The sequence below is a fragment of the Shimwellia pseudoproteus genome (genome assembly GCF_016415625.1).
In the GTDB taxonomy this organism is placed as follows: Bacteria; Pseudomonadota; Gammaproteobacteria; order Enterobacterales; family Enterobacteriaceae; genus Shimwellia; species Shimwellia pseudoproteus.
On record NZ_WBXP01000020.1, the window covers coordinates 1 to 12,592 of the forward strand.

Below are 12,592 nucleotides of genomic sequence, written 5' to 3' on the forward strand. Positions count from 1 at the left end.
TTGAACTTTTGCTTTGTCACAGGATGTCGCTACAGGGTCAGGAGTGTGGTGATCTGATCCTAATTTCGGCTAAAAGTTCGATTTATTCAACAAAGCCAGTGCTATCCTCTACCCGCCGATATAAACCACAAATAAATATCTGCCATTAAATAAGGACTGACGATCAGGTTGATCGCTAGTGTATAAAATAGCGGGGAAACATGAGGAAAAGATTAAGAGGGAAAAAATAAAAAATAGGGATAGTGGACAAGACGTTAGCATCAGTAATCAATTAACTGACGTTTATTTATTAATAATTAATAAACGAATAACAGTTTACATGAACTTTTTTATTTTCCCGCTACAATTCAGCGGCAGCGCATTGCCCATAAATAATATGGGCATCCAGCCTTCTGGCAGTAAGCAGACTGCCGGACAAGCCCGGCAGATAATTAGAGATCAAGCACCAGCTTATTGCCCCTCGCCCGTGAGCAACAGATCAGCAGGCTTTTCTGGGCGGCCCGTTCTTCCTCACTCAGATACTGGTCACGGTGGTCCGCTTCGCCCTCCAGAATAGTAGTTTCACAGGTACCGCAAATCCCCTCACGACACAGGCATTCAACCTTGGCCGCCTTGCTGTTTTCGATGGCCTGGATAATCGTCATATCCGGCCCTACCGTCAGCGTGGTGCCGGACCGGGCCAGCGCCAGTGTAAAGGCCGCCCCGGATTTATTCTCAATGGCAAACTGTTCAACATGAATACGCTCCCGCTGAATGCCGAGCGCCGCCGCCACCTGCTGCACTTCCGTGTTCAGGGAGGCCGGACCACAACAGTAAATATGGGTGTGCGGGTCAACATCGGCCAGCAGGCGCGGGACATCAAGGCGCTGCCCCCGGGAAGAGCAGTGCTCATGGACCCTGCCAGCAAACGGCGGCTGGCCCAGGCTATCGCGAAATGCGCCGCTGTCGTCGTTGCGGTAGCAATAATGCAGGCTAAATTCCTGGCCGCGTCGGGCCAGCTCATAACCCTGAGCAATAAAGGGCGTTATCCCAATCCCCCCGGCAATCATCAGGTGCCCGGGAGCATCCGCCAGGGCGAACATATTCTGCGGAGCAGAGATAAGCAAACGATCCCCCACCGCCACCTGCTGATGCATAAACCGCGATCCGCCCCGGGAATCCGCCTCAAGACGCACGCCAATCTGGTAGCAGCGGCGATCGGCCGGATCATTCATTAACGAATACGCATTACTGTACTGCCGCTCACCTTGCGTCATCTGTACGATAATATGGCTGCCGCCGGTAAAGGGCGGCAAGGGGCCACCGTCCGGGCGAATCAAGGTAAAACAGACTATTTCAGGGGTAACACGCTCAATCTCGCTTACCACAACAGTAAGCATTTGATAATCAGCCATCACAACATCTCCATTATCATCCCGCAGTGCAGTGCGGGCTAGCCCGCCCCCGGGGGGCAGGCCAGGATAGTCACCAGTCAGTTAATGCCCCACCGGAGATCAACAATCGTCGGGACGCGGTTGCGCAAAGACCCCGGCCACCAGATTGTGGAAATGGGCAATGCCGTGCTCGCTGATACCGCTGCCGGTACTGTCGGCCATGATCCGCCCCTGGCCGCGATACCCCCGGGACTTAAGCCCTTTCTGGACACTTTCCACCAGCCGTAAATCTTCCGGGCGGAACACATCCCGGTACCAGGCGATCAGTTGCTCCTGCTCCGGGGTAAGTTCCTCATTGGCAAAGTAGATATCGTAGTGTTGCAGGGTGGTGTCCGCATCCACCGGGAATTCATAAATCACTGTCATCATGTCCGGCATCGGGGTCACGTTAAACATGGTGCACGGCCATAACCAGAAGCCGTGGAATGCCGCGTCATCGCTCGCCTCAAAGTTGAAGGACTGCTCAGAAGGCCGGGCGTAACCAAATTGCAGGGTCCAGTTGCCGTGTAGCGTATGCCAGTAGCGATCCACCTGCACCGAGTCAGCAAAGCCAGGGTGGGCCGGGCCACAGTGGTAACATTCCAGATAGTTGTCGACGATATTCTTCCAGTTCGCCGGGGTGCGGGTCACAAACCGGGCCGCCAGCTTTAACGACCCGGCATTGGGGCGCGCTTCCAGCAGCTTACTTTGCAATCCGGGGAGCTGCTGCTCCACGCTGCCCGCTGCCGGGTCCATATTGATAAAGACAAACCCGCCGTACTCTTCGACCTGCACCGGCACCAGATCGGCTTTGGTTTTATCGAAATTAGCGACATTTTCACAGTTACGGGCATGGGCGAGTTCGCCGTCCAGCTTAAACGCCCAGGCGTGATACGGGCAGGTGATGACATTACGTGCCTTACCGTCACCGCTCAGCAACTGGTGGCCCCGGTGGGGGCAAACATTATAAAACGCGCGCAGTACCCGGTCGCGGCCGCGCACCACCAAAATACTTTCGCCAATCACCTCCCGGGTGATGTAGGCATTCGGTTCGGCAACCTCACTCACGTGGCCAACACACAGCCAGCTGCGGGCAAAGATCAGTTCTTTTTCTTGCTCAAACACCTCTGGGCTGGTGTAAAACCGGGCCGGAATAGTCCAGGCATTCGCCGGATCGGCACAAAAGTTTTTCGGTAAGGTGAAGTCAGGTTTAATCGGTGTTACATGGCTCATCGTCAGTTCCTCTTTTATTATCATCCAGGCTGTTTTTGGTTTTCAGGTACAGAAAGGGTTGGTGTTGTCGGGGCCGGTTCCGCCAGCCGGGGAAGACTGTGCTCAATCAGGTGAGCGGGGATATCGGCGTAGTCTTGCTTCAGCCAGCGCACCAGTCCCCAGGTTTTGATCATCAGCACCACCAGGAAGGGCAGCGCAGTCAGTACCACGGTGGTTTTCATGGTTTCCAGTGAGGCGCCGGTAAACAGGATAGAAAGCGGGATCAGGGTAATAACCACACACCAGAACAGGCGCATACTGCGGCTGGGATCTTCCCCCTCCTGCAGCCCCCGGGTGCTGGTAGCCGCCATGGTGTAAGCCACCGCATCCATATGGGAGGCAAGGAAAATAATCATGATAAACAGGTAGCCGGCCAGGAACAGCTTACCCGCCGGTAGCGCCATCAGCAGCATCTGTACGGCACTCTCTCCGCCCTGAGTATTCAGTACCTCGGGCACGTTAATTACCCCGGTAATAAACTGGTGCATGGCGTAGCTTTCCAGCACCCCGAAGAAGAACCAGCAGCCCAGCGTGCTCCCCAGTAACAGCGCCCAGATAACCTCTTTTATCTTGCGCCCGCGGGAGACCCGGGTGACGAACATCGCCACCCCCGGGGTATAGGAGATCCACCACAGCCAGTAAAACACCGTCCAGTTACGCGTGAAGGCACCATCCCCTAACGGGTCGGTAAACAGGCTCATTTGCAGAAAGTGTTGGGTAGTCAGGCCGATGGCGTTAATGGTGTTATTGATGGTGAATTCAGTCGGGCCCATCAGCAATACCAGCAGGGCAAAGCCCACCGCCCCCCAGCCCACCAGCTTGCTGAGCTGCTGCATGCCGTTATCAATGCCGATGTATGAGCTCAGGCAAAAAATCACCGCCGCCAGCAGGATCACACAAGCCTGGACCATAAAAGTATCCGGGACGCCAGTTAACGCCGTGAAGCCCCGCGTAAAGGTAGCGGCGGTCACCACCAGCGAAATCGTCAGCGCGCCAACGGTGGCAATCAGAAAAATAAGATCCACCAGACGGCCCCACACCCCCTGAGGTTTGATGCCGAGAATAGCGGAGATAATGCCTGACAGGCTGAGCCCTTTATTTTTCCGCACGTGGAAATGGTAGGCCATGATCAGGGATGCCAGCGCATAAGTGGCCCAGGCACTCACTCCCCAGTGGAAAAAGGAGTAACTGATGCTGTACTCCAGGGCCTGGGGCGTTTTCGGGGGGATATTCAGCCCCGGGGTCTGGTAGTAATAGGCCCACTCCATCACCCCCCAGTACAGGGTGGAGGATCCCAGCCCGGCGCAGATAAACATAAACAGCCAGGAGGCGGTGCGATATTGCGGCTTGCCCTCGCCCAGGCGAATGTTGCCGTATTTACTGACGGCCAGGTATACCACCAGCGCTAACGCCGCCAGTACGATAACCTGGATAGTAGAGCCCAGCATGCGGGTGACGCCGTTAAAAATGGTATTCGCTATTACCGCAGTCTGATCGGGAAACAGGCTCAGTGACACTGCTATCGCGCCTATTGCCAGCAGACTCGCCGCAATCAGCGGCACATCTTTTTTCGACTTGCTCAACATGGGTTTTCTCCTGCAGGTGGTTTACCGGTATCGCGACCGGAACCTTTTTAGGTGTGTTGTTGTGTTACACCACGCAGGGGTCACACTTGCACATTAATGTCACTTTGTGTTCACCCTTCATTAACAAATACAAGTGTCGTGAAATCACCGGGCTAATACAATCCAGTAATCTGTGAAGGGATAAATCACGTAGCGGAAATAATGTCTTGTGAGCTGACGCAGATAATCACCGTAAGTCAGGACGGCACGCGTTTTTTTAATCCGCTGTTTTGCCGGTGATTATTTCCAGGTCATAAAAAACCACGCCCGGAGGCGTGGTGATAACCGATAAACCCTGTTAATCAATCCGCGAGAAGCCGTGCGGCAATCGCCGCCCCCACTTGCTGGGTAGAGGCCTGCCCCTGCATATCCGGGGTGCGCGGGCCGCTGGCAATCACCTGCTCGATAGCCTTCATAATGCCCTGGCTGGCCGCCTGGTAGTTGGCCTGCCCCTCACCGAGGAATTCCAGCATCATCGCCCCGGCCCAAATGGTGGCGATGGGGTTAGCGACATTTTTGCCAAAGATATCCGGCGCGGAACCGTGAACCGGTTCAAACAGGGACGGGAAGTTACGCTCCGGGTTAAGGTTGGCCGATGGCGCAATACCGATAGTACCGGCGCAGGCTGGCCCCAAATCCGAGAGGATATCGCCAAAGAGATTTGACGCCACCACCACATCAAAACGCTCCGGGTTCAGCACAAAGCGGGCGCAAAGAATATCAATGTGCTGCTTATCCCAACTGATATCCGGATAGTCACTGGCCATCGCCGCCAGACGCTCATCCCAGTAAGGCATGCTAATGGCAAGGCCGTTGGATTTGGTGGCCGAGGTGAGCCGCTTACGCGGACGGCTGCGGGCCAGTTCGAAGGCATATTTCAGAATGCGATCCACCCCCTGGCGGGTAAATACCGACTCCTGAATCACCACTTCGCGATCGGTCCCTTCGTACAGGCGCCCGCCAACCGACGAATACTCCCCTTCGGTATTTTCCCGCACCACATAAAAATCGATATCGCCGGGACGCTTACCCGCCAGCGGGCACGGCACCCCGGGGAACAAACGCACCGGGCGCAGGTTAACGTACTGCTGGAAATCCTGACGGAATTTAAGCAGCGATCCCCATAACGAAATATGGTCCGGCACCGTATCCGGCCAGCCCACGGCCCCAAAATAGATGGCATCAAAGGTGCTGAGTTGGTCAAACCAGCCGTCCGGCATCATCTTGCCGTGGTGCTGGTAGTATTCGCAGCTGGCCCATTCAATATGTTCAAAATCCAGGGATAAATCCCACTGGCTGGCCGCCGCCTGTAATACGCGGATCCCTTCCGGGATCACTTCCTGGCCAATGCCATCACCCGGGATGGCCGCAATACGGTAGGTTTTCTTCATCGGAGATCTCACTTATGGACGGTGAAAATTGACTTCCCCTCTATCCTATAATTGACTGATTTATATCCAATACCCAAACCAGTGAAACATAAAACACAGATCATGAATAATCTGCCGATACTGAGCGACCTGCGCGTCTTTATTATTGTGGCCCGCCGGGCAGGATTCGCGGCGGCTGCGGAAGAGATGGGGGTCTCACCGGCGTTTATCAGTAAACGTATTGCGCTGCTGGAAAATACCCTGAATGTGACACTTCTGCACCGCACTACCCGCCGGGTAACCATCACCGAAGACGGCGAGCGTATTTATGAATGGGCCCAGCGCATTCTGCATGATGTGGATCAGATGATGGATGAGCTGTCGGATATCCGCCAGGATCCCCAGGGCACCTTGCGGGTGGTCAGCAGCTTCGGCTTTGGTCGCCGCTTTGTGGCCCCGGCGCTCTCGGCACTCTCCCGGGAGTATCCGAACCTTGAAGTGCGTTTTGACGTCCAGGATAAGATTGTCGATCTGGTCAATGAAGGGGTGGATCTCGACATCCGGGTAGGGGATGACATCGACCCCAACCTTATTGCCCGCAAACTGGGCACCAATTACCGTATTCTGTGCGCCGCCCCGGATTTTCTGCACCGGGAAGGGGTCCCCCGCTCGCTAAACGAGTTAAGCGGTATGCCTTGTCTGGTCATTAAAGAGCGCGATCACCCGTTTGGGGTCTGGTCAATGCAGGGGCCCGATGGTGCGGAACACAGCCTGAAAGTGACCGGCGCCCTGGCCTCTAACCACGGGGAGATAGTTCACCAGTGGTGTCTGGACGGTATGGGGGTCGCACTGCGCTCCTGGTGGGATGTCAAAGACAACATTGCCGCCGGTAAGCTGGTGCACATTCTGCCGGACTACTATCAGCCGGCCAATATCTGGGCGGTGTACGTCACCCGGCTGGCCATGTCCGCCCGGGTACGGGTCAGCGTGGAGTTCTTGCGCCAGTATTTCGCACAGCATTACCAGCGCCACGAACCGCGCCCGCGCTACCCTGCCCCGGACGCGTTGCCCGGCCAGGCGGTCACCAGAGAGTAGCGGACTGGTAGAGCCAGCACCCCCAGCCCGCCAGCGCCAGCCCCGGGCCAAAGGGGATCGAGGCCGGCCGCTGGCCCATAACCCGCAAGCCCGCGACATATATCAGCCCCAGTAACGATGCCGCCAGCAAGCACCCCGGAAGCGCAGCGGCCCCCAACCAGCCCCCCAGTGCGGCGGCCAGTTTCGCATCCCCGTAGCCGAGCCCTTCCCGGCCGGTCAGTAAATAAAACCCCCAGCCGGTTCCCCAGAGCAAGATATACCCCACCGCCGCACCGGCCACTGCGCTATGCAGCGCGGGTCCGTGCCCCGCCAGCGCCAGCAATAATCCCCCCCACAGCAGCGGGAATGTCAGCCGATCCGGCAGTAGCCCGTGGCGCAGATCCACCAGCGCAGCGCAAAGCAGTATCACCCCCAGCACCCAGCCCGCGATGCATTCTACGGAAGATAGACCAGAAAATAGCCAGACCACCGGCAATGCCATCAGGCCACCACAGCACACCGCGGCCCAGAATCCTGCGCCCCTGTCTACCAGGCCCAGTGCGGCCCGCGACAGCAGCCGGAGCCACCCGGCCCGGGGCCAGTGGGCTAACGGCGGCAGGCAGCGGTAAACCTCCGCCTGGTCGTCAGCTTGCAGCACCCTGGGGATAGCCCCGGCCAGCAGATAGGCCAGCGCACCGCCCCCGGCACCGCAGGCCATTATCACCAGTTCCGTCATCGCGCCTCCCCCAGCAGCTTACACCGGGCCATGCTATGCTTAGGCCGGTTTTCGACACCAGCGCAACGGTCAGATAATGCGGCCCGCGCTGTAAAAAAACGCGTCTGGTCAGGAACAATGCAGCGGGGTGTACCACATTATGAGCAATTCAGCGTACAATTCCGCCATCCTGAGTCAGAACCACGGGTAACAGCCGCGGCTGTTGACACTGTTTTTCACATTATTGGGATTGCCTCCGGCGCTGAACGAGAGGAAAAATCGCCCGATTGGGTTGTACTATTTACGTAGCGGATGCATTTCATACCTGCAGCCATCCGCCGGTATCGGAGTTATTATGGGTAAATCTAAAGCAGTCATTTTATCTGCCATGGTGGCACTGAGTGGTTTCACATTTAGTGGTCTGAGCCATGCCGCTGGCGACGCAAGCTCTTTCGATCTTAAAGAAACCACCGAAGATTTTCGCGTATTCAAAATCGGGGATGTGGTGCCGGATCTCTATCTGACTAAGCCCTATGAAATCACCAACTGGAGCCAGCGTCATCTTCCGGTACCGGATGCAGACAGTTTCTGGACCTATATGGGCGGGGATTATGTGCAGGTGTCGCGCACGGATAAGAAAGTGTTACGTATCATGTCCGGCGATATTTTCTATCAGCACTGATTGCCAGACAGGACCGCAAATAGCTGCAGCCCCGGGCGGGGCTGCAGTCGTCATCAGGTGAGTTATACCGCGCGGAACGCAATGTCCCCGGGGATAACCTCACCCTGCCAGTAAAGCTGGGCAGCAACCTGGCCCGCTAACTGGCGATATAGCGTCGTAAATTCGCTGTCTGGCCGGCTGGCCACCGTCGGTTCACCGCGATCCAAATCTTCACGCAGTGAAATATGCAGCGGCATCTGGCCTAACAGCTGGGTGTGGTATTTCTCAGCCAGTTTCTGGGCCCCACCGGTACCAAAGATAGGCTCATGATGGCCGCAATTGCTGCAAATATGAACGCTCATATTCTCAACAATACCCAGCACCGGCACCTCTACTTTCTCGAACATCACGATCCCTTTTTTGGCATCGATCAGCGCGATATCCTGCGGTGTGGTCACCACTACCGCCCCGGTCACCGGCACGTTCTGGGCCAGGGTAAGCTGAATGTCCCCGGTCCCCGGCGGCATATCCAGCACCAGATAATCCAGGTCCGGCCACAGCGTCTCCTGCAACATCTGCATCAGGGCCTTGCTGGCCATCGGGCCGCGCCACACCATGGCGTTATCATCGGTAACCAGGTAACCGATAGAGTTGGTTGCCAGGCCATAGGCGATGATCGGCGCCATATGGGTACCGTCCGGTGAGGTGGGACGCTCATGTTCGGCGCCCAGCATCATCGGGATTGACGGGCCATAGATATCGGCGTCCAGAATCCCGACTTTCGCCCCTTCCGCCGCCAGCGCCAGCGCGAGGTTCACCGCCGTCGAGGACTTCCCTACCCCGCCTTTACCGGAACTGATGGCGATAATGTTTTTCACCCCGTTAATGCCCGGCTGGTTTTTTACCCGCTTCAGGGTGGCGATGTTGTGGCTTAGCTTCCAGTCAATGGCCGATGCGCCAGTGATGCGCAGCAGTTCCGCGCTCACTTGCTCTTTCAGCACCTCAAAACCGCTGCGCCAGGCAAAAGGCATTTGCAGTTCAATATGTAACCGCCCGTCCATCCACGCCACATGGTGCAACGCTTTCAGCGCTGTCAGATTGTGGCGCAATGTAGGATGTTGAAAATTGGCCAGGGTTCCGGCAACCATTGCACGCAAGGCTTCCGGAGATTTGGCCGGGGATTGCGAACTCATCCCGACTCCTTTTTTTGTGCTTAAAAAGCGTGTCTGCTAAGTGTACCCGAAAGGGAATAATTCCCCCACAATTAGCTTTAGGCTTACCAAAGACTGTGCTTTTCAGGTAACATCAAAAGCCCTTTTTACAACTGAAGAAATCATTGTCACTATGACTCAAGTCGCGAAAAAAATTCTGGTAACGTGCGCGCTTCCGTACGCAAACGGCTCTATCCACCTTGGCCATATGCTGGAGCATATCCAGGCTGACGTCTGGGTCCGTTATCAGCGAATGCGCGGCCACCAGGTGAATTTCATCTGCGCCGACGATGCGCACGGCACGCCAATTATGCTGAAAGCCCAGCAATTGGGGATCACGCCGGAGCAGATGATCGCGGAAATGAGTCAGGAACATCAGACGGATTTCGCTGGTTTTGACATCAGCTATGACAACTATCACTCGACCCACAGTGAAGAAAACCGCGAGCTGTCGACGCTGATCTATGGCCGTCTGAAAGAAAATGGTTTTATTAAAAACCGCACTATCTCCCAGCTGTATGACCCGGAAAAAGGCATGTTCTTGCCAGACCGTTTCGTAAAAGGCACCTGCCCGAAATGTAAAGCCCCGGATCAGTACGGTGATAACTGCGAAGTCTGCGGCGCAACTTATAGCCCGACAGAGCTTATTGAGCCGAAGTCTGTGGTGTCTGGCGCTACGCCGGTCATGCGCGAATCAGAACACTTCTTCTTTGATCTGCCGTCATTCAGCGAAATGCTCCAGGCCTGGACCCGTTCCGGGGCACTGCAGGAACAAGTGGCCAATAAAATGCAGGAGTGGTTCGACTCCGGCCTGCAACAGTGGGATATCTCCCGCGATGCGCCGTATTTTGGCTTTGAAATTCCCGATGCGCCGGGCAAATATTTTTATGTCTGGCTGGATGCGCCGATTGGCTACATGGGGTCATTCAAAAATCTGTGCGATAAGCGCGACGATCTGCACTTTGACGACTGGTGGAAGAAAGATTCTGACGCTGAGCTGTATCACTTTATCGGTAAAGATATCGTCTATTTCCACAGTCTGTTCTGGCCAGCCATGCTGGAAGGCAGCGGTTTCCGCAAGCCGACTAACTTATTCGTCCACGGTTATGTCACCGTTAACGGCGCCAAGATGTCTAAGTCCCGGGGCACCTTTATTAAGGCCAGTACCTGGCTGAAACATTTCGATGCGGATAGCCTGCGTTACTACTACACGGCCAAACTCTCCCCGCGCATTGATGATATTGACCTGAACCTGGAAGATTTTATCCAGCGGGTGAATGCCGATATCGTCAACAAAGTGGTTAACCTGGCGTCCCGTAATGCCGGTTTTATCGCGAAGCGCTTTGGTGGCGAACTGGCGGCCGACATTGCCGATCCGGCGCTGTACCAGACCTTTACCGATGCCGCAGCCACTATTGGTGAAGCCTGGGAGAGCCGTGAATTTGGCCGCGCAGTGCGTGAAATCATGGCCCTGGCAGATCTGGCAAACCGCTATGTGGATGAGCAGGCCCCCTGGGTCGTGGCGAAACAAGAAGGTCGCGATGCGGATTTGCAGTCCATCTGTTCAATGGGTATCAACCTGTTCCGGGTGCTGATGACCTATCTGAAGCCGGTTCTGCCTGGTTTAGCGACCCGTTCAGAAGCATTCCTCAATACCGAACTGACCTGGGACGGTATCAACCAACCGCTGCGCAGCCACAAGGTGAATACCTTTAAAGCACTGTATAACCGCATCGACATGAAACAGGTCGAGGCGCTGGTTGAGGCATCGAAAGAAGAAGTCAAAGCGGCCGCGGCACCGGTGACGGGCCCGCTAGCGGACGATCCTATCCAGGAAACTATTACTTTTGATGATTTCGCGAAAGTGGATATGCGGGTTGCGCTGATCGAGAATGCAGAATTTGTTGACGGCTCTGACAAGCTGCTGCGTCTGACGCTGGATCTCGGCGGTGAGAAGCGCAATGTCTTCTCCGGTATCCGTTCTGCTTACCCGGATCCCCAGGCGCTGGTTGGCCGCCTGACCGCGATGGTGGCAAACCTCGCCCCGCGTAAAATGCGTTTCGGTATCTCGGAAGGGATGGTGATGGCCGCCGGCCCTGGCGGGAAAGATATTTTCCTGCTCAGCCCGGACAGCGGCGCCCAGCCTGGCCAGCAGGTGAAATAACCGGCTGCACCCTTTGCCTCACACTATCAAGGCCCGCACTGCGGGCCTTTTTTGTTCCCCCTCCCCCCAGCACCTGCCCTGCATGCCGGTTAGCCATTTTTCGCTCCGCCAGTGAAGGTTAAAAAAGCACTGTAAAAATTGCAAAAATGTAATCTACCGCAAAACATTACCCGCCGGGTTATGGCTTTCTATAAGTAGATAAAACACGCAAGGAGGAGTTTTATGTACAGTAAAGTCTTAATGCCCGTTGATGTCTTTGAAATGGATCTGAGTGACAAGGCGGTAAAACACGCTGAGTTTCTGGCCCAGGGCGACGGTATTATCTATCTGCTGCACGTCCTGCCGCAGTCATCCAGATTGATCATGCACGGTTTTACCCGGGATTTACGCCGCTTTGAAGAGCACCTGGAAAAAGAAGCGGAAACCCGGCTTGAGCAGATGCGTGAACACTTCTCTTTCCCGCCGGAGCGCGTGATCCCGCTGGTTCGTTTCGGCAATGTGCGTGATGAGGTAAACCAGGCAGCGGAAGATCTGGATGCCGATGTTATCGTCATCGGCTCTAAAAACCCCAGTATTACCACCCACCTGCTGGGTTCTAACGCGGCCACCATTGTGCGCCACGCCAAAAAACCGGTATTCACCGTCCGCTAACCAGCCCCCCACAGCCCCTGGGGGGCTGTGGCGAGATAGTAGCAGGCCACCAGCACAGGCTTACTGATCGCTATTCACATCATCAGACAAATTTTGCTCATCCCTGGCGGACTCTTTCAGGGAATCGGCCTTTTTCTGCTCCTGATCGGCCTGTTGTTGCAGCAGATAAGATTCCGTCGTATTACCCGACGCAGAAGAGGCCGCCCGGTCCTGGTTAGCCTGCTGCTGATCCATACCGGCTTCCTTCTCCTGCACCCCGGCACTATTCAGGGTATCGGGGGATTCATCAGTACCGGCTTTATGGGCCAAAACGGCGGGCGACGCGCAGAGCGTCATCATGGCGACGAATAACGCTGTAAGTATCTTTTTCATAGACTTACCCATCATTTGTATACATAAAAAGTGAACCGATTGATCATCTCATAGGCGTAATGCGT

The 12,592-nt window shown here is 55.6% G+C and carries 11 protein-coding genes; 4 read left to right on the plus strand and 7 right to left on the minus strand.

Going from position 1 to position 12,592, the window contains the following annotated elements; all coding sequences use genetic code 11:
* Nucleotides 1–431 precede the first annotated feature (431 nt).
* The 4 genes from F9C28_RS10630 to F9C28_RS10645 all read right to left on the minus strand — a co-directional run bounded on the left by F9C28_RS10630 (nucleotide 432) and on the right by F9C28_RS10645 (nucleotide 5,700).
* Nucleotides 432–1,394 carry a PDR/VanB family oxidoreductase gene (locus F9C28_RS10630; protein WP_199015275.1) on the minus strand — a complete coding sequence of 321 codons (963 nt, stop codon included), beginning with the start codon at nucleotides 1,392–1,394 and terminating at the stop codon, nucleotides 432–434.
* Between the two features lie 99 nt (nucleotides 1,395–1,493).
* Complete coding sequence (locus F9C28_RS10635) at nucleotides 1,494–2,645, minus strand: aromatic ring-hydroxylating oxygenase subunit alpha (RefSeq protein ID WP_199015277.1); 1,152 nt, start codon at nucleotides 2,643–2,645, stop codon at nucleotides 1,494–1,496.
* 20 nt (nucleotides 2,646–2,665) lie between these two features.
* A complete protein-coding gene (locus F9C28_RS10640) occupies nucleotides 2,666–4,270 on the minus strand; it encodes a BCCT family transporter (protein ID WP_199015279.1) in 1,605 nt (534 codons plus the stop codon).
* Between the two features lie 341 nt (nucleotides 4,271–4,611).
* A complete protein-coding gene (locus F9C28_RS10645; protein ID WP_199015281.1) occupies nucleotides 4,612–5,700 on the minus strand; it encodes a tartrate dehydrogenase in 1,089 nt (362 codons plus the stop codon).
* An 81-nt stretch (nucleotides 5,701–5,781) separates the two neighbouring features.
* Between F9C28_RS10645 and F9C28_RS10650 the strand changes: the two genes are divergently transcribed.
* The gene (locus F9C28_RS10650) at nucleotides 5,782–6,774 is read left to right on the plus strand and encodes a LysR substrate-binding domain-containing protein (protein ID WP_199015283.1); all 993 of its coding nucleotides are present in this window, start codon (nucleotides 5,782–5,784) and stop codon (nucleotides 6,772–6,774) included.
* On the opposite strand, the gene F9C28_RS10655 is transcribed toward F9C28_RS10650, so the two are convergent.
* On the minus strand, nucleotides 6,761–7,489 hold the full coding sequence (locus F9C28_RS10655; RefSeq protein ID WP_233149026.1) for a prepilin peptidase: 729 nt from the start codon (nucleotides 7,487–7,489) through the stop codon (nucleotides 6,761–6,763). The genes F9C28_RS10650 and F9C28_RS10655 overlap by 14 nt on opposite strands.
* Before the next feature lie 334 nt (nucleotides 7,490–7,823).
* Here F9C28_RS10655 and F9C28_RS10660 point away from each other — a divergent pair, with 334 nt between their 5' ends.
* Nucleotides 7,824–8,150: an RcnB family protein gene (locus F9C28_RS10660; RefSeq protein WP_199015285.1), complete on the plus strand. Its 327-nt coding sequence runs from the start codon at nucleotides 7,824–7,826 to the stop codon at nucleotides 8,148–8,150.
* 62 nt (nucleotides 8,151–8,212) lie between these two features.
* On the opposite strand, the gene apbC is transcribed toward F9C28_RS10660, so the two are convergent.
* Nucleotides 8,213–9,322 (minus strand): iron-sulfur cluster carrier protein ApbC, encoded by a 1,110-nt coding sequence (apbC, locus tag F9C28_RS10665; RefSeq protein ID WP_199015287.1) that lies wholly within the window; start codon nucleotides 9,320–9,322, stop codon nucleotides 8,213–8,215.
* Nucleotides 9,323–9,473: 151 nt separating this feature from the next.
* On the opposite strand from apbC, the gene metG reads away from it, so the two are divergent.
* A complete protein-coding gene (metG, locus tag F9C28_RS10670; protein ID WP_199015289.1) occupies nucleotides 9,474–11,504 on the plus strand; it encodes a methionine--tRNA ligase in 2,031 nt (676 codons plus the stop codon).
* A 222-nt stretch (nucleotides 11,505–11,726) separates the two neighbouring features.
* Nucleotides 11,727–12,155 carry a universal stress protein UspG gene (uspG, locus tag F9C28_RS10675; protein ID WP_199015291.1) on the plus strand — a complete coding sequence of 143 codons (429 nt, stop codon included), beginning with the start codon at nucleotides 11,727–11,729 and terminating at the stop codon, nucleotides 12,153–12,155.
* A 60-nt stretch (nucleotides 12,156–12,215) separates the two neighbouring features.
* On the opposite strand, the gene F9C28_RS10680 is transcribed toward uspG, so the two are convergent.
* On the minus strand, nucleotides 12,216–12,527 hold the full coding sequence (locus tag F9C28_RS10680) for a hypothetical protein (protein ID WP_199015293.1): 312 nt from the start codon (nucleotides 12,525–12,527) through the stop codon (nucleotides 12,216–12,218).
* Nucleotides 12,528–12,592: the final 65 nt, after the last annotated feature.

Coding starts and splice junctions, on each gene's coding strand:
- F9C28_RS10655 (WP_233149026.1), bottom strand. CDS start 7,489: ATGACGGAACTGGTGATAATGGCCTGCGGTGCCGGGGGCGGTGCGCTG.
- F9C28_RS10680 (WP_199015293.1), bottom strand. CDS start 12,527: ATGAAAAAGATACTTACAGCGTTATTCGTCGCCATGATGACGCTCTGC.
- uspG (WP_199015291.1), top strand. CDS start 11,727: ATGTACAGTAAAGTCTTAATGCCCGTTGATGTCTTTGAAATGGATCTG.
- F9C28_RS10630 (WP_199015275.1), bottom strand. CDS start 1,394: ATGGCTGATTATCAAATGCTTACTGTTGTGGTAAGCGAGATTGAGCGT.
- metG (WP_199015289.1), top strand. CDS start 9,474: ATGACTCAAGTCGCGAAAAAAATTCTGGTAACGTGCGCGCTTCCGTAC.
- apbC (WP_199015287.1), bottom strand. CDS start 9,322: ATGAGTTCGCAATCCCCGGCCAAATCTCCGGAAGCCTTGCGTGCAATG.
- F9C28_RS10660 (WP_199015285.1), top strand. CDS start 7,824: ATGGGTAAATCTAAAGCAGTCATTTTATCTGCCATGGTGGCACTGAGT.
- F9C28_RS10645 (WP_199015281.1), bottom strand. CDS start 5,700: ATGAAGAAAACCTACCGTATTGCGGCCATCCCGGGTGATGGCATTGGC.
- F9C28_RS10635 (WP_199015277.1), bottom strand. CDS start 2,645: ATGAGCCATGTAACACCGATTAAACCTGACTTCACCTTACCGAAAAAC.
- F9C28_RS10640 (WP_199015279.1), bottom strand. CDS start 4,270: ATGTTGAGCAAGTCGAAAAAAGATGTGCCGCTGATTGCGGCGAGTCTG.